This window comes from Bacillus sp. FSL K6-0268 (assembly GCF_038005425.1).
GTDB lineage: Bacteria > Bacillota > Bacilli > Bacillales > Bacillaceae_G > Bacillus_A > Bacillus_A thuringiensis_S.
Genome location: NZ_JBBOTF010000001.1, coordinates 1981888 through 2000729, shown reverse-complemented (window position 1 = coordinate 2000729; position 18842 = coordinate 1981888). Strand labels below are relative to the sequence as shown.

The window sequence follows — 18842 nt, the reverse complement described above, 5'->3', positions numbered from 1 at the left end:
AATAATAGCTCTTTGTAGGTATCATGTCCTACATTATTGTGAAAAAAACAAAATCCCACATTTTAGGTAAAAATAAGTCAAAAGGCTCTTTTCTGATATTAGCACTAAATACTAAAAAAGAAAATCCCTAACTTAGCAATTATATTACATTCAGCATGAATTTGTAATGGGTTTGATATGTAAATAGAAAGTGGATTGTGTGAATACATAAAAGTGGACTATAAGAATACGTAAAAATGCAGTATTTGCTTTTATTAATCATTTAAGACGGAGTAAAATTTAAAATTTCTAGTTCTTTTGAAAAGGAGGAAATTATCATGAATAGAGTGTGGAAGAGTCTAATTTCGGAAGAAAATATCGTGAAATGGAGAAGGCATTTTCATAAGTATCCGGAATTATCATTTCATGAAAAAGAAACTTCGCAATTTATATATGATACATTATGCTCGTTTTCTTCTTTTGAAGTAACGAGACCGACGAAGTATAGTGTACTAGCAATTAAAAGAGGCGTGAAGCAAGGGAAAGTGATTGCGATTCGAGCTGATATAGATGCTTTACCAATCCAAGAGGAGACAAGGAAATCTTATACGTCTGTAAATAAAGGAGTGATGCATGCATGTGGGCACGATGCTCATGCAGCTATTTTATTAAGTACAGCAGAGATGTTATCAAATATGAAGGAAGAGTTTGTAGGGGAAGTTCGTCTATTCTTTCAGCATGCAGAAGAAGCATACCCTGGTGGTGGACAAGAAATGGTCGAGGCGGGCGTTATGGACGGTGTTGATTATGTAATAGGTTTACATGTTATGTCTGGATTGGAGAGCGGAAAGATAGGTATTGCGTATGGGCCAATGATGGCAGCTCCAGACGTATTTACAGTTGAGATTCAAGGCAAAGGAGGACATGCAGCACGTCCAGAAGAAACGATTGACCCTATTGCTATCGGAGCACAGATTATTACAAATTTACAACATATCGTATCAAGAAATACAAGTGCTTTCATGCAAAGAGTCGTTTCAGTTACGCAGTTCCATGGGGGAATGGCTGATAATATTATTCCAAGTACAGCAACTTTAATGGGAACTGTACGTTCTTTTAATCAAACATTAAGAATAGAAGCAGAAGGGAAAATCGAAAAAATTGTGAAAGGAATTACAGAAGCACATGGAGGATCGTATACATATACGTATCGATATGGATATGATCCGGTTATTAATGATGAATATATTACGAAAATAGTAGAAGAAAGTGCACTACATTTGTTTGGGAATGAGCGTGTTGTTAAGCTTGAACCTTCTATGGGTGGGGAAGATTTTTCAGCATATTTAAGAAAAGCACCCGGTTGTTTCATTAAATTAGGAACAGGTAATGAAAATATATATACTTGTTATCCACATCATCATCCGAAATTTGACGTGGATGAATCAGCATTAATTTGTGGAGTGGAGCTATTCTTAGAGACTACTATAAGATTACTAAAATCATAGAAAAACAAAAAAAGGCAACTGCGCTCTATCGCAGTTGCTTTTATTTCTTTCCGTCAGAGAGGGCTGAGAAAGAACTATGCTCATTTATAGTATATGAATAGCTAACGGACAAGCTTGTACATTTTAATCATTTTTTTAAAAATAGTTGTTGACATTGATAATCAATGTCAATTAATCTAAATATAGTTGAAATTGATAATTATTATCAATAGGATGGATGCGACATGTTAATGAGAAAAAAATTTCACCTTCTACGGAGGGGATTAAAAGATAAAAATAAAGATGTTGATCAGCATATGGAATGGCAACGAAATGTAATTCGGTCTGAATATGTAGATGAGAAGAAGAGCATTCAAACAGAAAAAGAGATACAAAGTAAAGGGAGAGGTTCAGTTGAGTAAGTTAGTAATGATTTTTGCAAGTATGAGTGGAAATACAGAGGAAATGGCTGACCATATTGCCGGCGTAATTCGTGAAACAGAAAATGAAATTGAAGTTATTGATATTATGGATTCACCAGAAGCTTCTATATTGGAACAGTATGATGGAATTATTTTAGGTGCATACACATGGGGAGATGGTGATCTTCCTGATGATTTCTTAGATTTTTATGGTGCAATGGATTCTATTGATTTAACTGGGAAAAAAGCGGCCGTATTCGGATCATGTGATTCGGCTTATCCGAAATACGGAGTGGCGGTTGACATTTTAATAGAAAAGCTACAAGAGCGCGGAGCAGCAGTTGTGTTAGAAGGACTAAAAGTAGAATTAACGCCAGAAGATGAAGATGTAGAAAAATGTTTACAGTTTGGAGCTAAATTTGTAAAACACCTTTCTTAATGGCAGAAGGGAGCTGAAGAGCAAGTGCATGAGAAAATCTCAATCAAAACGATGACAGATTATCATTTGTATGATTTTATGCGGTGTCCGCATAAATTTTATTTTCGTCATATAAAAAGAAGAGAACCTTCTTCATTTGAATGGCAACAAATAGCGCAAATGATTGTGAATCAAATTATTAACGAGTATTACACGCTACCTGCGGGTCAACAAACGAAAATTGTACTTTTAATATTAATAGAAAAGTATTGGAAAAAAGTAAGGATTAATATGTTTGCTTCGAAGACGGAGTACTATATTGTATTAGCGAAGCTAACGGATCACTTATTACAGTTTGTTGAAAGGGATGATAGTCAGACACCACCATTGTTTTTATACGAGAAGTTTCAAACATATATGGAAGAGTTAGGTGTCTGTAAAAACAAACATAGCAAGGTTTTTAAGTATCTCGGCAACGATTTGGTAACTTTTGTGACAAATCTTTTTCCATAAATGCAACTACTTCCGCTTGCTTTGACGGGTACAAATGACTGTAAGTGTTCAGAGTCGTTGCTACATCTGAATGACCGAGACGTTGGGCTACCATAAGAGGGCTTATGCCTTTATTAATTAGATAGGATGCATGAGAATGTCGGAATTCGTGGAGCACAATGTTTTTAACTTGGGCTATCTTTATATATTTTTTATAATTTAATTGTAGTGTGCTTGTAGAAATACTGCTACGGAACTCTCCAAAAACGACATAATCATCTTTTACTGGTGCTGTTAATGTAGCATGTTCTTTTAATTTTTTCAATAAGTCTATAACAAGAGAGGGCAACATAATAATTCTGTTAGAAGCCTTGGTTTTTGGCTGAGTAATCTGCCTATTATAATCTGTTTTATTAATGTTAATTGTTTGCTCATCAAAATTAATATCTCCCCAAGTTAAAGCTAATAGTTCACCTTTTCTAGCCCCACTATAATATAGTGTTGAGAAGAATGTTTTGTACAATGGCTTGTCAACAACTTCAATAAACTGTTGAAACTCATCAAATTCCCAAAAATTCATTCGTTTATTTGATTCTTTTTCAAAATTACCAGCAATACGTGCTGGATTAATAGTTATTCCATGGAATTTAATTGCGAAGTTGAATATGGCAGAGAGTACAGTATGAATTTTTTTTAAATGGTCAGCGGAATAGCTATTTATGATTTTATTTTGATAATTCATAATGTGTTTAGCTGTAATCTCTTCAATTTTGATTTTGCTAAATTCCTGTAGTAAATGATTGTATATTACATTTCGTATAACCTTTATTGAGGTTTGCTTTCGTCTTTGGCAATACCAATCAAAATAACTATCCGCAACTTGAGCAAACGTTAAGCTCGAGTTGGTTTCTTTTTCAACTAACATTTTCGCTTCGGCTTCACGTGCCTCTTTTTTCGTTTTAAACCCACGACGTTTTACTTGTTTTTGTGTACCGTCAAACTGACGGACTCTGACAACGAAGAAATACGTTCCTCGTTCTTTATCTTTGTAGATCACCATACGAATCCCTCCTGTATATAAAAAGAGTGATAATTCAATTTGTTGATTAGAGTATAACTTGTTTGTTACCAAAAGAAAAGACTCTCAACATAAATTGAGAGCCCACCTTTGACTTGAATCACCTTAATTTTAACAACATAGTGCTTGCGTGAAACAAATTGACATTTGAAGACAGTATAACATATTTAGAATTTGTTTGAAAAAGAAAAATCCCCACTTGTCGTATTAGTAGGGAAGATTGGCTTGGGACACCAATCAAGGTAATTGTAATAGTAAGGTTAAAATAATTGCATCAAATTAATGGATGGCACATGTTGAGAAAGTTATAAATTTGATATTTTTAATGTTAGGATATTATTTTGAATTGGTTGGGCTAAACTTTTGAGAATTGGCTGGTTTCAATACCGATATTGGTAAAATATAATGAAAATGAACCGTTATTCATTATAGGTGGAAAATATTACAAGTTAATATTATGAAAAAACAATAAATGCCTTTTAAATTATATTGAGAAATAAATTTGAAAGTGTAATAGAATGGGAGTTCGTGCTAAAATTGGGTGTAGATACAGTATTAGGGTTTTCTGTCGGAATAATAGACGGAATAATCGAAAAAATAAAACAAATCAAAACATAAAAACTCGCAGAGCGTGTGTAAGAGGTGCTCTCCAAAGCCTCCTACACCGTTCATCCTAGCTACTTTAGACCCTTAGGATAAACACTTGCACCATACGAGTTCCTCCTTAGTATAACAGACATTCATCATTCGTAGTGCAGTTTCTAGGTTGAGAAAATAAAAATAGGATGATGAATTTTTATGTTTTAGAGAGGGGGAATATTTTTATGCGCTTTAGTCAAAGAATATGTGGTTTGATTGAAGATAGAGAGGATTTAACATTAACAATTGTGGCTGAAAAAATCGGTGTTCCTTTACAGTATATGTCAAAATTTAAAAATCAAGGAACGATTAGTTTTTGTCATTTAGTAAAATTATCATATGTACTAAATGATTCTGAGAAAAGTCCAGCAGAAACGATGGCAGATTGGTGCTTACAGTTGGATACAGCGGAGGCAATTAAGCAGAGTTTTGAATATGCAGCCTTAACTAGAAATGTAGGGTTGTTAAAACAGTTAATTTTTAAATACAAAGAAGATACTGGGACGGTGCGTGAATATGCAGTTTTTTACAGCATTTTGTATAGATACATTACTAGTGAACTGCATGGTACAAAAATTATCCATGAATTAAACAAATTAGGACAACCAAAGGATAAGATTTTGGGTATTCTGGTTGATATAATGAAATGTTATAACTATTTTCATTTAAAGAAATATCATGTCATGTTGGAATTAGCACAAGAAATTGAAAAGCAGGTAATAGCTATAGAGAGCGAAAGAAAATTTTACATTAAAGCATGTTATGTATATAGGGTTATTGAAGTTTTCGCTCCAGTTTATTTACATTTCAATCGTTTAGATTATGCTGAGAAATTTGCGAACGCTATTATAGAAGCAAATGTCAGTAAAAAAACAATTTCTGATGCGTACTATATTTTGGGTATGTCTCATTTAACAAAAAATCAAACTAAAAGCCTACGATATTTTCAGGCAAGTCATGATTTAATAAAAAACGTAAATGACATAGAACTACAAACAGAATCTAGATATAATTTAGATTTAGCTAAGGTTTATTTTGGAGTTAAATTGGAAGATGATTCTGATTTAAATCTAATTGAATTTCAAAAGAATCCGTGCATTGAGAATATTTCTAAGTTAAAAGAAGTATTATATGATGGGATAGAGGGAGACTTTTTGGTATACTTTACAGGAGTGGCAAGCCAGCATCGTAGAGATTTGCATAAGATTTTCACGAAATTTCTTTCTCAGTCAAATTATTTTTTCGCAAGTTTGACAGCTAAAGAGTTATATGCTCGCGGAGAAGAATATGAATTGATAGAAACAATGATTCATATTAATGGGGATGTAGGAAAGGAAGTGTTGAATGATGAAGAAATTAGTTTATATGGTATTTTCAGCATCAATGGTATTCACAATGGTGAGTGGTGTGTGGGGAATAAATCAGGAGAACCTCAAACAACTGCCGACTACTAATAATAAAGCTCAAGCACAAGAGACAATTAAACCAGGTGGTTGAAATACTGTTATGAAGTGAATGAGGAATGAGTTTATCTCGTTCCTTTTTTAAGTATCTAAAAATAAAAAAATACAAGTTTAGATACTTTAATAATATTCCCTAAAGGAAATGTTATTATTACTATAATAATTATTTTTGAGGTGAGAATGTTAATGACTAAATATGAGATTTTGAGAGAATTTATCAAATTTTTAGACGAGATTACAAATCACGAACAACAAATAGATGAGCACATCGATTGTATGTTTGAATCGATTATATTATTAGAAGATGAGGAGTCTATATGAGCAATCTATTTTTTTTTATAATTAGATATTTTTTCGAAACTCTCCATCATTGTTAACATATTTTGTAATACAATCTCTTGATGTTCCTGAGGTAGTTGATCAAGTCGCGTTTTTAAAATATTGTATTTTTTATTGAGTATCTGGTTCAATTGGCGGTTATCTGATCTTCCTAGTAAATAATCAGCTGAAACATTAAAAAAATCTGCCATACGTTGAAGGGTTTCGCGAGAAGGGGATTTTAAACCTGTTTCGAATTTTGACACACTAGCAGCATTTACACCTATAGCTTTTCCTAGTTCGTCTTGTTTTAAATTGCGTTCTGTTCTTAGAAATCGAATTCGCTCTTTTAATTCCATATAATCACCTCATACATTAATTTCATTTGAATTCATTATAATATTTCCTTTAGGGAAAAACAACTGTAAAAAATTATTTGTAAAACGTCTTGATATTTCCCTTAGGGAATGTTAATCTTGTTTATACAAGTACAGAAAGGAGTTCTAACATGAATTCTTCTAATAGTGAAAAGACGCAGTTAAAACAAGCATTTAAAGAATCAGGGTATACGTATCAAGAATTAGCTGGAATTTTAGGGATTTCGAATAGTTATTGCTACAAAATTATTAATAATGACAAGTACCAAAAAAATATTTATTATAATCTTGCTTCCCGCATAGCTTGTGTTTTTAAAAAAGATATTGCTAATTTATTCGATAAGTAATTTTTTTTGGAATTTTAATTCCCTTGGGGAATTTGTGCGGTTTGTAAAATATTAAAAAAGGAGGCGATACCCATGCACAAAAATCTATACATAGCCAGAAAAGAGCAACGCATGACACAAGTAGCAGCAGCGAAATTGATAAACATAGCTCAAAGAACATATTACTCGAAGGAACAAGGCAAACATGACTTCACCCTAAAAGAAGCTCAAAAACTAGCAAAATACTTCAAAACAACAGTGGACGAGCTGTTTGAGAAATAGAGGGAGGGAAACAAGTGAAAAATGGCAAGAAGCCAACGAAGCGAGAGAAGATACATATTAACTCGTACGATTTGAATCCGGAGGATTGGTTGATCTATAAAAAGGCAGATGGACAGCTCTATCTCATTCATCGTCATACGAACTCAATACGAGTCATTCCAAGTGCATAGGGTGTGTGAAAAAGAAAAAGGACTCTAGCAGAATGCTAGAGCCGTCAACATAATTAATATAGCATAATCTTTTTAAAGAAAACACTGGAAAATGTGTCCAATCGGTGAGCGATTATCGCAGGTGAAAGAAGAGGAGAAACCAACATGACCAAATCAGTTCTAATAAAAGACTTACAAAAGAAACAAATACTCGAGGAATTCTTGCAACATTGCGAACAAAAGCAAGTAGAAGCACTCAAAAAGAATGATCCCTATCAGTTTTGCATCTGGATCAAAGAGGCCCGATTAGCCCGAAGGGAATTGGCGGCACTCTGTCGTGCGAAAGAGAAGTATGATGAGGAACGTGCACGTATTCAAGGGATTGTAAGGCGTTTGAGAAGTGTAGGTGTGAATGCGGATGTTGTGGAGAGGGTGCATGGTATTACATTTTTTGAGGAATGCGTTTAAATATGAAAAAGCCCTATAAAATAGGACTTTTTCTGTACCTAGCCATCATATTTGATGTAAATGAACATTCATCTTAATTAGTATATCATATGTAAACGGATTCGTCAGTATGTAAATTTATAACCAGACAAAAAGACCTGAAATCAGGTCTTTCTATCCGCGATACTAGTATAGAGCAAGATACCAAACTGAAAACACAAGCTACTCGAAAGCTCTTATAGTATAACAAATCATGTACATAAAAGACAAGTAGATAAGTTACGAGAGTGTATGTTGTGGAAGGGGTGAGAACAGGAGATGAGTGGACAGATATTTGAGGTGGAAGCTTTTGCGAGGAATGGTTTTACAGTACGTCACGCGTATGTAGATCTCACAGGGGATTTAATAGCGGGGATTTTGTTGGGACAAATTGTGTATTGGTATCTGCCGAATGAGCAGGGGAAGAGTAAATTGAAAGTGAAAAAGAATGGTGCATTTTGGCTGGCGAAAAGCCGTGAAGATTGGGGGAGTGAGATTCGCATTACACCGAAACAATATGATCGAGCGATTAAAATTTTAATAGAAAAAGGGTTTGTAAATGTGCAAACATTTAAGTTTAATGGGGCACCTACACATCATATTCAACTCAACATTCCTGAAATAAACCAAAGGGTAAAATCCATTTTGACCTTTGGGAAAATTTCAAATGCCTCTTTGGATGAAATGGAACTTACCGAAAGGGGAAATTCTTTAACAAAGATTACTACAAAGACTACTACAGAGATTACTACAGGAAAAGACACTATCCCCTACGAAGAGATTATTTTGTATTTGAATGAAAAAGCCAATAAATCATTTAAACATCAAACGCCTAAAAACAGAACGTTAATTAAAGCGAGATGGCAAGAAGGATTTATCCTATCGGATTTTCAGAAAGTTATTGATCAAAAAACAGTGCAGTGGTTAACAGATGCACGTATGAAACAGTATATACGACCAGAAACGTTATTTGGAACGAAATTTGAAAGTTATCTAAACGAAGAACCAGTGAATCATTCAGATGGACCAAATGGAGGAGGAACGAATCATGCAATCACTCGGAAAGACAACCGCTTCATCGAAGCATACGACTTTTAAAGAAAGGGTCCAACAGTATACGGTGTCAGCGAATCGATGTCAAAATATATTTGTAGTTGGACAACATCAGATCAAAGATGTTTGTAACAAGCGAATGTTGAAGGATATTGCAACGAAAGAAGAATTTTGCCCACATTGTAGAGTTGTGGAGCAGGAAGACCAACGGTTAGCGCAAGAAACGGTACACATCAAACAGAAACAGGAAATTGTAAGTTTGTATGATTCGTTTGCGGATCATAGTTTAATTAATGAAAAATTGAAAAAAGCAACGTTCGAAAATTACATACCACCGAACAAATCGTTATCAGGTGCCAAACAAGACTTGAAATATTTTGTAGACTCGTTTGCGCAAACAGAACCAACAAGTCGTATTCTGACAGGTGGGTATGGAATTGGCAAAAGTCACCTTTGTGTAGCGGCTGCAAAAGAACTCATGAAGAGAGGGCACAGCGCACTGTTTATTCAGATGAACATGCTGTTTACAAAGATTAAAGAAACATGGAATAAAAATAGCGACATGACAGAAGGAAAGCTGATGTCACTCCTTGCAAAGGTTGATGTATTGATTTTGGATGACTTTGGAGCGGAATTTACAGAGAAAGACAGAGAGGGCGTAACGTGGAAACAAACGAAGACAAATGAAATCGTGGACAGCCGTGTCGGAAAAAGTACATTATTTACTACGAATTTTACGATAAAAGAACTAGGGGCAATGTATGGAGAACGAGATTTTAGCAGGATGATGGAAAATGCAGAGGTGCTACACATGCAGGGTGAAAATTATAGATTGCGAAATTTCAAAAAAACGATATAGGAGGAGATAATCAATGGGAAAGCGTATGACAGAGTTACAGTTAGAAAATTATACGATGGCCGCGCAGAATCGAAAATATATGAAGAGTGAACGCCGCAAACTCTATATTGCATTAGAAGAACTGGACATGTTTTGGGATGAAGATGATGTATGGCGAGTACAAGAGGCATGGAACAACAATGAGAGTGTATTTGCAATTGGTCAGAGGATAGAACGAGATCCAGATGAAGTGGCTTTACTTCTTATGGATTTAGCAAGAAAAGGAAGGATTGAAAAAAGAGTCATAGGGTTAGGCGCATGAGACAACTCACATTTGAAGATGTGGTAGGTAGTTTGGATTACAAAGCGGAGTGTACAGCAGAACGGTTTGTATCGCAGTGTGTAGCGAAACGAACATATGCAGTAGAGTTTTTTGATCGAGATGAAAAACAAAGGTTGTTCTGGTTTGAAGCAAAATCTGAGGCGGGAGCGGAAGAACAAGCCAAGGATACGTTCGGAAAGATTCAAGTCATCAAAGTGTATGTGTCCAAGCTGACGTTACAAGAAATTATGGAGTTAGATTAAGGGTTCCTTCCAGAAAATGTAGGGGAGAGATGATGAATATGAAGAGAGAAATCAATGTAACGATAAATGGCGTATATATTGTGACGGATGGAGCGGCCACATGGGTGAAACCGCCAGAAAGTGGGTATGGGCAACAAGTTGTATATTGGGTAAATGGAAAGGTGACACATACACAAACAACAGCAACTGTTAAATTTCAGTCATAAAGTTTGAATTTTGTAGAAAAGGAGAATTGAAAAATGCCGCAAATGCAAACATTTTCACATAACATGTTCGGGAATGTAGAGATTTTTATCAAGGATGGAAAAGAGTACTTTCCAGCAATCGATGTTGCGAAAGTTTTAGGGTACTCCAATCCTCATGATGCTTTAAGTAAACATTGTAAAAAAGATGGGGTCGCGTTTTGCGAGGTCATCGATTCACTCGGAAGAACACAAGAGAAGAAATTCATAAACGAGGGGAATTTATATAGATTACTCGTAAAATCCAAACTCCCACAAGCAGAACAATTTGAAAAATGGGTATTTGATGAAGTGCTGCCAAGTATTCGAAAACACGGGGCTTACATGACACCACCTACTATTAACGCGTTATTACAAGATCCAGACTTGTTGATTAGCCTTGCTTCACAATTGAAAGACGAACAACTTGCTAGGCAAATGGCAGAACAAAAGAATCTCATGTTAACACAGCAGGTTGCAGAAAATGCATCCAAGATTACCTACCTCGATCAAATTCTTCAATCAAAAGATACGGTAACCGTTTCGCAAATTGCAGCTGATTATGGATTGTCTGCCGTTCGATTAAATAAAATCTTAAAGGATGAAAAAGTACAGTATAAAGTAAACCAGCAATGGCTACTATATGTGAAACATCAAAATAAAGGCTATACAAAATCACAAACGGTTGACGTAACGCATTCTGACGGTAGTCGGTCTATAAAAATGAATACGCGCTGGACACAAAAGAGTAGATTGTTTATTCATGATATGCTAACGAAACGAGGAATTATTCCGGAAATGGATAAGAAAGCGGTCTACATGATATAGGGTGTGCGCAGATTGGGAAGGGGAACGAAAGAAAAGAGCAGCTAGCAAAAAGCTAACTACTCTAATCATGGAATGTGGTTCAAAAATGGGTTATCTATAGTATGAACAGAATATTGATTTGTATTCAGAGTGAGGCAATAAAGTTGTTCCAACCTGGTCTTGGTTTACAGCAAACACCATTAAAGGTATTGACAATGAAGGCTGCATGAGATGCACCAGAATCATGATAGCCTTTTCTATTTTCTTTGGGAGAAACGTTATAAAAATTACCCGAATGAAATGAACCATTGCTTGTTTGAAAGACTACATTTCCAAAGATAGAGGGCATGTTGTTCACCTGCTTTTGAAGAATAAGTTAGTTTTGTATATGAGGAATGAGTCTAGAGGTTCTGATTAAATAATTTTTATAAAATAATTCGTTTGTAAGTAGGAACGGATGGGTGCCATGCGCAATTCGATTATTTTTAAATGTAATGGGTATTAAATGAATGAAAACGTCCGAAAATGGAGAGTAAGGGTGTTGAAAGAGAAGGAGTGAAGGGTTTGGCTAAGATGAAGAAAAAGAAATTAAAAAAGGCAATCGCTCGTCGTACAAAGGCTATGCAAAAAGAAGAAAAAGACAGACTAGAGAAAGCTTGGAGAAATCTTTTTATATAGCTGAGCATGATGAAATACATATAGTCCGGCTAGAAAACTGGAGGACACCGATTTTTAGAACAGCAATCAAACTGTTTTAGGAAAGGGTGCCCTTTTTCTTATTTTGTAAGGGGGATGGAAAGAATGAAAGTGCGAAGGGATCTATTACGTGAATGGGAAAAACAAATAAAAAAGAAAAAATCAAAAGAGAATTTTAGCACTCGTGAAATTGAGGGTTTAATGGGGGTGCATGGACCACGTTATGAGCGTAGACGTGGAGCGTTAAGACAAAAGTAATACAGAAGAAAAAGGAGTGGTCTGGAATGACGGAGCAAATATCTTTTTTACCAAAAATAGATCGAGCAGCAACACAAGAGAATGTAGAGGGAATTTTGGAAAGTGTACGTATATATAAGCAATTTGGAATGATACGTAAGGAAATGAAAGTCACGCCTTCTTATAAAGTGAGAGTGCATGGTCCTACACATACAGTTGGCAAACCGTTAGAGGATGTAGCAATCGCTAATATCCAACAAAGCAAACGTGAAGAATGGTTAGAGAAAATGGCATTTCGAGTGGAACAAGCATTGAGTCGATTCGGAAACAGTACAGCTGGAAAAAATCAGCGGGACATTATAGTGAAACGATATTTAGAAGACGAAGATGTATGCGATTATATGGTGTATAACGAAATTGGCATGAGTGAACGTACGTATCGACGTGTGAAAGCGAGAGCGTTTTATAAACTGTCTTTTGCTCTTAGATTAGAAGTTTATGAAACTGAAAAAACTGGAGGGAATGAATCATGAATTTTGTCCAGCCCATACGTGATCCAGAGCAAATCCAACAAATCAAAGAATATTTAAAAGAAAAGAATGAACGAAACTATATGTTGTTTGTTATAGGGATTAATACAGGGCTACGCATAAGCGATATTCTAAAATTGAAAGTGGGAGATGTACAAGGGAGTCATATTTCCATGCGTGAAATGAAGACGGGGAAGCAAAAACGGATTCAAATCACATCATCTTTAAAAAGAGAATTGAAATGGTTTAATGAAGGAAGAGGAGAGGAGGAATATGTACTAAAGAGTAGAAAAGGAAAGAATCGACCAATTGGTCGTAGTATGGCATATAAGATATTAAAGCGTACGGCTGGAGAGTTTGGATTGGATGAAATTGGTACCCATACATTACGCAAAACTTACGGTTATCATATGTACTTGCAAACGAAAAATATAGCGTTGTTAATGGAAATTTTTAACCATTCAAGTGAAAAAGTAACGTTACGGTATATAGGTGTAAACCAAGATGCAATGGATAAAGTAATGAGCAGATTCAAAATCTAATCATTGTTTTTTCTTTTTGTATGCGTAGCAATGAACCATAAAATTCGAACTGTCGCATTGAAAAAGGAAGGTTTGATAAAACCATAGATACCAAGGGTTCTAAGGTTGCAATGAATGACACACAATATAAGATATGGGTAATTAAAGAGAGTCTAAAAAAGGTTTAGTGCGCTGCATTTAATTGTCAATAATGAAAAAAGGATATGAGAAGAGACTTTTTAAGTATAGTCGGGAGTTGGAATGTAAGATATTATTACCTAGGAGAAATTAAGGTATTATCAGCTATACATATACATCAGTGGAATTTAGGTAGATGGGGAGTTTAAGATGCCTCATGAAATTCGAAATGATTTTTGTATTTCATGTATATGGACAGCTAAAAAATTATAGTGAAGGAGTTTTTTTATGGTAAGAAAATTAATGTTTTTAATGGCGTTCAGTATTGTAGGTTTCGCAGTTGTTTCAGGAATGGATACATCGAATATGTTTATGATTTCTGCGCAATTCGGTCTTGACACTGCATTTGTAAGTCAAATTGTCAACTTAGTAGAAGCGGGAGTAGGAGTTTGGACTATAATGGGGATGTTTGCAACTCTTAATGTTGTTGGAGTAGGGGTTTTGTTCGCTATAAAAGCAGCCTTGAACAAAATGACAAAAGCGGTTGTTATTACGTATTAATCTAAGGTTTAATGAGTAATACTAAAAAGTTTTTATTACTTGTTGTTACGTATATTTTGCTTTTGGCTGCTATGTTATTTTTTGATTTTAAAGATGGTTCATTTGATTTGTCTCAGAAAAAAGGTTTTTCAGAAATATTATCTAATAATGTTATGGTTACGTTAAATATAATTCTTTTCGGAACACTATCTTTTGGTGTTATTTCGCTTGTTTTAATTATCTTTAATGCAATTATTCTAGTTACAACTATTAAACTTGGCTTTTCCCGCTGGGGATTAAGTGTTTTTGCAGGGTTATTACCTCACGGCATTTTTGAGATTTCTGCAAATTTGTTAGCACTTGTAATCGTTTGGAATATTAATAGTTTAATAGTCTATAAGCTACTAAATAAAAGGCACATCGATTACCGAAGTATACTAAACAATAACCTTAATTTATTCTGTGGCATGATTTTTCTTTTATTTATAGGTGCATGGATTGAATCAAATTTCTCACATATGCTTATTATGAGGTTAACGCAATGATTAATAATGGATTATTACATAGAATTAATAGCAAATATTTGATTTTATTAGTTATATTTAATTACTTTTTAATGTCTTTTATACTATTTGATCAAGCCTTTTTCATATTTGCAGAAAAAAGTCCCTATCTGCCTAATGATGATCAAAAATTTATGTTGAAAGGTATAGTAGCTATTTTTAATACGTCATTTTCTGTAGGAGCCATATCGGTATTTGTGATTATCCTATCTACATTGTTTGTAGTATTTAGTGACAAGGAACATGACGTGCCTAATATGATTTTATTCAAGGCGTTGTCAATACTATCTTTTTTTCAATGGATAGACGTCTTGCTTATTAGAACCATTGGAAGTAAAATTTATAATGAGTATATATATGTATTCAATTTCATTTCATTGTTTATGAATATTGTAATAGTATACTGTTTGTTAAGAAACGTTTTGAAAAAAAAGAATTTGTCGATAACAATTATTGCTTACATTATATTTTTTATTCTGGGTAAAATGATTTACACATTGTTCTCATAGCATATATATGAAGGGATGATAAGGGTATGGTACAGAATAAAGATACTGAGGAAGAAGAAAGTATTTACTTGTATATTCCAGCTATTGGTTTTGCACTATTTGGTGTAGGTATGATTCTTTATATGTTTATTAGGTGAAAATTAGAACTTTGATAGTCTAGTTTTTCTGCTTTTGTATAATATCTGTGTTTTTTTGTTAGAAAATAGAAATAAGTATATTTCGTTAATTTCTAATAAAAAAACATTAAAATTGGCAGAGACATGACCGCTTTTTGGCAGAAAAAGTATCGGTTGTTTTAGAAAAAACGTGTTATATTTGTATGGTGAGAAGTGGCGGAAAACACGACTCATAAAATTTCTTTATAATATATTTTGTCTAAACGATTTATAGTGACGGCATCTAAAATCCGAAACCAGATTTCGATGGTATAAGGTTGAATGTAGTCGTTGAAGTGAAAAGCATCCGTAATGGGTGCTTTTCCTATTTTAAGGAGGAGCGGAAGTATGTTTTTCAAAAGAAAGGAAAAGAAGAATGAGAAAGTAGCTCAGAGTAATTTGAAACGAAATAACGAAAGAGCACATAATGATGTGCTCATACATACCGCAGCATCAAGTGTAATAAATTCTAGCTCAGATTACAGTGGTTATGATAGCAGCAGTTATTCATCTTCTTGTTCGTCACATTCATTATCAGATTCAGGAAATTCATATAGTAGTTCATCAAGTTGTGATTAAGTAGCCAAGTGGCTCTTTTTATTTTTGAGGAGGCTGAAGAATGATTGTAGAAACAAGAAAAACAATAGCGGGCACAGAGTATTGGGATAACGAAAAGAAGAAGAGTCTATTTGTTCCAATTAGTGAAGATCTAGGTTTTGAAATAACTGTAAATCCAGGGAGTATGCTCGTCGGTGTGGGTGTAGCGGGTGGTTCAGACACAACAGTGGTTAGTGAAGTGCCAGTACTAAGTAACATGACAGTCAAAGAGTTACGTGAGTATGCTTATGAGTTAGGCATTGAGATTTCAGCTGATGTTAGAAGGAAAGAAGACATCATTGAATTGTTATCATGAAGTATTGTGACTTTAACGGCTGCGGTAACAAGATAAACAAAGGACGTTACTGCGGGGAACATAAGCGTAATAAACTAAGGAAGAAGAAAGATAAGAAGAACATCTACCATCATGATAACAAACCATTCTATCGTACGGATGCATGGAAGTTTGTCAGGTCTCAAGTTTACGAAAGAGAGAATGGTTGCTGTCAACGATGTGGAAGGTTCGTCTTTGGTAGGCGTGCTCATGTTCATCACGTAATACCAATCAAGGAAAATCCAACTCTTAAATTAGAAGAAAATAACTTAAGGTTACTTTGTCCAGTTTGTCATACAATCGAAGAAAATGAAGATAAACCGAAAAAAGTTTTTCCGAGTTATTTTGGAAGCCCCCCTATCAAAAGTTAAAAATTCCGCTCTGGGGAGGATAGGTAGCGTAGGGGGCATATCAATAGTTGCGCCATTTTTTAAAAATGAAGGGGGGTGTGAAAATGGCTCGAATGTCAAAGAAGAAAAAGTTGGAAATGCTAGATGTTGCAAGGGATGAAGAACGAAATAGAATCATAAAATTATTGACTGAAGATGACAATTTCACACCTTCCTTAGAACCATTAATTGATAATTATTTAGATGCTTTTATCATTTATAAAACGATGTTTGAAGAATGGAAAGCCGATGGTTTTGCTCCTACAAAAACGCATAAAAACAAGGCTGGTGCAGTAAATGAAATGAAACATCCGCTCGCTCAACAAGTTGAAACTTGGAATGATAAGAAGAATAAAATGTTAGAAGCTCTAGGAATGACGAATAAGGGAAAAAGTGTACAAAAAACACAAAAAAACAATGAAAATATGCAATCTAATGAACCAAAAGATGAATTAGCAGTTCATCGAGCCAAATGGCGGAAATCTACATGATGATTAAACTAGGCGTGAACTATGCGGATCAGTATGCAAGTCACGTCATGGAGCATAAAAAGAAATACCCGAAATCGATCATTCTTGCGGTAGAGCGATATAAGAAGTGGAAAAAAAGAAAAGATATTTGGTTTGAAGTAGATCGAGCAAATGAAATGTTAGATTTCGTTCAATCTTTCATCCGCCATGTGAAAGGACCACTGGCCGGTCAATTGATGGAATTAGAATTGTGGGAAATGTTTGTCTTTGCTAATATGTATGGTTGGTATCGTAAAAATGAAAAAGGGAAAGATGTCCGTGTTGTTCGAGAGGCCTATGTGCAAGTGCCAAAAAAGAATGGGAAAACAATTATTGCCGCAGGTGCACTGCTCTATGCGATGTATGGAGAACTGGAACTGGGAGCGGATTGTTATTGTGCAGCATCTGATTATGAACAAGCACAAAATGCAGCGGAACCTATTGCGCAAGCAATAGAAAACTCGGAACCGTTGGCACGACATACACAGGTGTATAAAGGAATCAATGGTACAGTGAGTGGTGCCATGTACCGATATCATAAAAATGGTATTGCTTATCAGAATAAATTTAAGGTATTAACGAAAAACACGAAGGGTCTTGAGGGAAAGAACCCTTATTTTGTATTGAACGATGAATTACATGCACAAGAAAACATGGACATGTACGATAATTTAAAATCTGCCCAGGTATCTCGTGAACAGCCCATGATGCTGAATATTTCAACGGCAGGTAAAGGCTCATCGAGCGTCGGAATGCGTGTATATAAACTTGCAAAAGAAGCGTTGGAAAAAGATAATGACGATCCTTTATTTGTTGCAATTTGGGAGCCGAACAAAGGGTATGACTGGACAGATAGAACAGTGTGGGAGATGGTGAATCCGAATATTGGTGTTTCTGTGACGATGGAACAACTTGAGAATGAGTATAAGAAAGCGCAACAATCCGCCCATTCGAAAGCTGAGTTCCTTTCCAAACATTTAAATGTGTTCGTGAACGGTGCAGATAATTATTTTGAACAAGATCAGGTGGAACATATATTAGTAGAGGACTTGGGAGACCTTACAGGCGAGACTTGTTTTATCGGGTTAGACTTATCTAAAACAACAGATTTAACGTGCGTGAGTTTAAATTTTCCCACTCATGATGAGGAAGGAACATCCATTTTGAAAGTCAAGCAGATGTATTTTCTGCCGAATGAAAACCTTGATTTTAGGGAAAAGGAAGACAATGTTCCTTATACAAGTATGGTGGAACGTGGTTTTGCAACATTTTGTGACGGAAAGATGATTGACCAGGATCAAGTGATGGAATATATCCTTACATGTATGGAGTTGTACGATATACAACAAATTAATTATGATCCCGCGATGTCCCAAAAGTTAATAGAAAAGCTTGAAAATCTCGGTTTAGAGTGTATTGCAGTCAATCAGTATCCAAACGTGATGAATGCAATGCTGGATGATGCAGAAAGACTCATGTATGAAAAACGTGTCTTTACAGACAATCCTTTATTTGTGTATTGTGCTCTGAATGTGGTTGTTGTGACAAACATTAACGGAATGAAAGCACCAAGTAAAAGGCAATCTAAAAAGAAGATTGATGGATTTGTTGCCTTTTTAGTCGCTCATAAAGAAACTATGATGGTAATGGATGATGTGAGTGAAGAGGGAATGGATGCATTGATTGATGAGATTTATAGATAGA

General features: G+C 34.9%; 28 protein-coding genes and 1 pseudogene. 26 read left to right on the top strand and 3 right to left on the bottom strand.

Annotated elements, in window-relative coordinates:
* Positions 1 to 317: 317 nt before the first annotated feature.
* The 4 genes and pseudogenes from MHI28_RS10260 to MHI28_RS10245 form a co-directional block, all read left to right on the top strand.
* A complete protein-coding gene (locus tag MHI28_RS10260; RefSeq protein ID WP_001082809.1) occupies positions 318 to 1487 on the top strand; it encodes an amidohydrolase in 1170 nt (389 codons plus the stop codon).
* Between the two features lie 224 nt (positions 1488 to 1711).
* A complete protein-coding gene (locus MHI28_RS10255) occupies positions 1712 to 1888 on the top strand; it encodes a hypothetical protein (protein WP_000929009.1) in 177 nt (58 codons plus the stop codon).
* Positions 1881 to 2327, top strand: coding sequence for a flavodoxin (locus MHI28_RS10250; RefSeq protein WP_000041157.1), 447 nt, complete (start codon positions 1881 to 1883; stop codon positions 2325 to 2327). Before MHI28_RS10255 ends, MHI28_RS10250 begins: the two co-directional genes overlap by 8 nt.
* Positions 2328 to 2351: 24 nt before the next feature.
* A pseudogene (locus tag MHI28_RS10245) lies at positions 2352 to 2741 on the top strand (hypothetical protein); the annotation flags it as partial.
* 25 nt (positions 2742 to 2766) lie between these two features.
* Here MHI28_RS10245 and MHI28_RS10240 read toward each other — a convergent pair.
* Positions 2767 to 3858: a tyrosine-type recombinase/integrase gene (locus tag MHI28_RS10240; RefSeq protein ID WP_078186387.1), complete on the bottom strand. Its 1092-nt coding sequence runs from the start codon at positions 3856 to 3858 to the stop codon at positions 2767 to 2769.
* A gap of 842 nt (positions 3859 to 4700) precedes the next feature.
* Here MHI28_RS10240 and MHI28_RS10235 point away from each other — a divergent pair.
* Entirely contained in the window at positions 4701 to 5969 is a 1269-nt protein-coding gene (locus MHI28_RS10235) for an AimR family lysis-lysogeny pheromone receptor (RefSeq protein WP_078186388.1), read from the top strand.
* Between the two features lie 195 nt (positions 5970 to 6164).
* Complete coding sequence (locus MHI28_RS10230; protein WP_276569828.1) at positions 6165 to 6299, top strand: hypothetical protein; 135 nt, start codon at positions 6165 to 6167, stop codon at positions 6297 to 6299.
* Positions 6300 to 6304: 5 nt separating this feature from the next.
* Here the strand turns inward: MHI28_RS10230 and MHI28_RS10225 are convergent, their stop codons facing one another.
* A complete protein-coding gene (locus MHI28_RS10225; RefSeq protein WP_078186389.1) occupies positions 6305 to 6655 on the bottom strand; it encodes a helix-turn-helix domain-containing protein in 351 nt (116 codons plus the stop codon).
* Between the two features lie 149 nt (positions 6656 to 6804).
* Here MHI28_RS10225 and MHI28_RS10220 point away from each other — a divergent pair, with 149 nt between their 5' ends.
* The 10 genes from MHI28_RS10220 (at position 6805) to MHI28_RS10175 (ending at position 11441) form a co-directional block, all read left to right on the top strand.
* Positions 6805 to 7020 (top strand): helix-turn-helix domain-containing protein, encoded by a 216-nt coding sequence (locus tag MHI28_RS10220; protein ID WP_078186390.1) that lies wholly within the window; start codon positions 6805 to 6807, stop codon positions 7018 to 7020.
* A 72-nt stretch (positions 7021 to 7092) separates the two neighbouring features.
* Positions 7093 to 7281, top strand: a complete 189-nt coding sequence (locus MHI28_RS10215) for a helix-turn-helix transcriptional regulator (RefSeq protein ID WP_078186391.1) — start codon at positions 7093 to 7095, stop codon at positions 7279 to 7281.
* 14 nt (positions 7282 to 7295) lie between these two features.
* Complete coding sequence (locus MHI28_RS10210; RefSeq protein ID WP_176116538.1) at positions 7296 to 7451, top strand: DUF6906 family protein; 156 nt, start codon at positions 7296 to 7298, stop codon at positions 7449 to 7451.
* 144 nt (positions 7452 to 7595) lie between these two features.
* The gene (locus MHI28_RS10205; protein ID WP_078186392.1) at positions 7596 to 7898 is read left to right on the top strand and encodes a hypothetical protein; all 303 of its coding nucleotides are present in this window, start codon (positions 7596 to 7598) and stop codon (positions 7896 to 7898) included.
* A 297-nt stretch (positions 7899 to 8195) separates the two neighbouring features.
* The gene (locus tag MHI28_RS10200) at positions 8196 to 9014 is read left to right on the top strand and encodes a conserved phage C-terminal domain-containing protein (protein WP_340827889.1); all 819 of its coding nucleotides are present in this window, start codon (positions 8196 to 8198) and stop codon (positions 9012 to 9014) included.
* A complete protein-coding gene (locus MHI28_RS10195; protein WP_327880322.1) occupies positions 8965 to 9828 on the top strand; it encodes an ATP-binding protein in 864 nt (287 codons plus the stop codon). Before MHI28_RS10200 ends, MHI28_RS10195 begins: the two co-directional genes overlap by 50 nt.
* 13 nt (positions 9829 to 9841) lie before the next feature.
* A complete protein-coding gene (locus MHI28_RS10190; RefSeq protein ID WP_065485755.1) occupies positions 9842 to 10129 on the top strand; it encodes a hypothetical protein in 288 nt (95 codons plus the stop codon).
* The gene (locus tag MHI28_RS10185; RefSeq protein WP_340827883.1) at positions 10126 to 10392 is read left to right on the top strand and encodes a hypothetical protein; all 267 of its coding nucleotides are present in this window, start codon (positions 10126 to 10128) and stop codon (positions 10390 to 10392) included. The genes MHI28_RS10190 and MHI28_RS10185 overlap by 4 nt, the downstream gene beginning before the upstream one ends.
* 38 nt (positions 10393 to 10430) lie before the next feature.
* Positions 10431 to 10598 (top strand): DUF3954 domain-containing protein, encoded by a 168-nt coding sequence (locus tag MHI28_RS10180; RefSeq protein ID WP_087986591.1) that lies wholly within the window; start codon positions 10431 to 10433, stop codon positions 10596 to 10598.
* A gap of 33 nt (positions 10599 to 10631) precedes the next feature.
* Positions 10632 to 11441 (top strand): phage antirepressor KilAC domain-containing protein, encoded by an 810-nt coding sequence (locus MHI28_RS10175; protein WP_340827881.1) that lies wholly within the window; start codon positions 10632 to 10634, stop codon positions 11439 to 11441.
* A 124-nt stretch (positions 11442 to 11565) separates the two neighbouring features.
* On the opposite strand, the gene MHI28_RS10170 is transcribed toward MHI28_RS10175, so the two are convergent.
* On the bottom strand, positions 11566 to 11769 hold the full coding sequence (locus MHI28_RS10170; protein ID WP_069354804.1) for a spore germination protein: 204 nt from the start codon (positions 11767 to 11769) through the stop codon (positions 11566 to 11568).
* Positions 11770 to 11984: 215 nt separating this feature from the next.
* Here MHI28_RS10170 and MHI28_RS10165 point away from each other — a divergent pair, with 215 nt between their 5' ends.
* The 10 genes from MHI28_RS10165 to MHI28_RS10120 all read left to right on the top strand — a co-directional run bounded on the left by MHI28_RS10165 (position 11985) and on the right by MHI28_RS10120 (position 18841).
* Complete coding sequence (locus tag MHI28_RS10165; protein ID WP_127064183.1) at positions 11985 to 12098, top strand: DUF3983 domain-containing protein; 114 nt, start codon at positions 11985 to 11987, stop codon at positions 12096 to 12098.
* Between the two features lie 123 nt (positions 12099 to 12221).
* A complete protein-coding gene (locus MHI28_RS10160; protein WP_340827876.1) occupies positions 12222 to 12374 on the top strand; it encodes a hypothetical protein in 153 nt (50 codons plus the stop codon).
* A 26-nt stretch (positions 12375 to 12400) separates the two neighbouring features.
* The gene (locus MHI28_RS10155; protein ID WP_340827874.1) at positions 12401 to 12886 is read left to right on the top strand and encodes an ArpU family phage packaging/lysis transcriptional regulator; all 486 of its coding nucleotides are present in this window, start codon (positions 12401 to 12403) and stop codon (positions 12884 to 12886) included.
* Complete coding sequence (locus tag MHI28_RS10150; protein WP_340827871.1) at positions 12883 to 13425, top strand: site-specific integrase; 543 nt, start codon at positions 12883 to 12885, stop codon at positions 13423 to 13425. The genes MHI28_RS10155 and MHI28_RS10150 overlap by 4 nt, the downstream gene beginning before the upstream one ends.
* A 405-nt stretch (positions 13426 to 13830) precedes the next feature.
* Positions 13831 to 14103 (top strand): hypothetical protein, encoded by a 273-nt coding sequence (locus tag MHI28_RS10145; protein WP_065485746.1) that lies wholly within the window; start codon positions 13831 to 13833, stop codon positions 14101 to 14103.
* 11 nt (positions 14104 to 14114) lie between these two features.
* On the top strand, positions 14115 to 14627 hold the full coding sequence (locus tag MHI28_RS10140; RefSeq protein WP_065485744.1) for a stage II sporulation protein M: 513 nt from the start codon (positions 14115 to 14117) through the stop codon (positions 14625 to 14627).
* A 1301-nt stretch (positions 14628 to 15928) separates the two neighbouring features.
* Positions 15929 to 16222 (top strand): Rho termination factor N-terminal domain-containing protein, encoded by a 294-nt coding sequence (locus tag MHI28_RS10135; protein ID WP_197235771.1) that lies wholly within the window; start codon positions 15929 to 15931, stop codon positions 16220 to 16222.
* A complete protein-coding gene (locus MHI28_RS10130) occupies positions 16219 to 16611 on the top strand; it encodes an HNH endonuclease (protein WP_197235772.1) in 393 nt (130 codons plus the stop codon). Before MHI28_RS10135 ends, MHI28_RS10130 begins: the two co-directional genes overlap by 4 nt.
* Before the next feature lie 83 nt (positions 16612 to 16694).
* The gene (locus MHI28_RS10125) at positions 16695 to 17120 is read left to right on the top strand and encodes a P27 family phage terminase small subunit (protein ID WP_197235773.1); all 426 of its coding nucleotides are present in this window, start codon (positions 16695 to 16697) and stop codon (positions 17118 to 17120) included.
* Entirely contained in the window at positions 17117 to 18841 is a 1725-nt protein-coding gene (locus tag MHI28_RS10120) for a terminase large subunit (RefSeq protein WP_340827867.1), read from the top strand. Before MHI28_RS10125 ends, MHI28_RS10120 begins: the two co-directional genes overlap by 4 nt.
* Position 18842 lies beyond the last annotated feature (1 nt).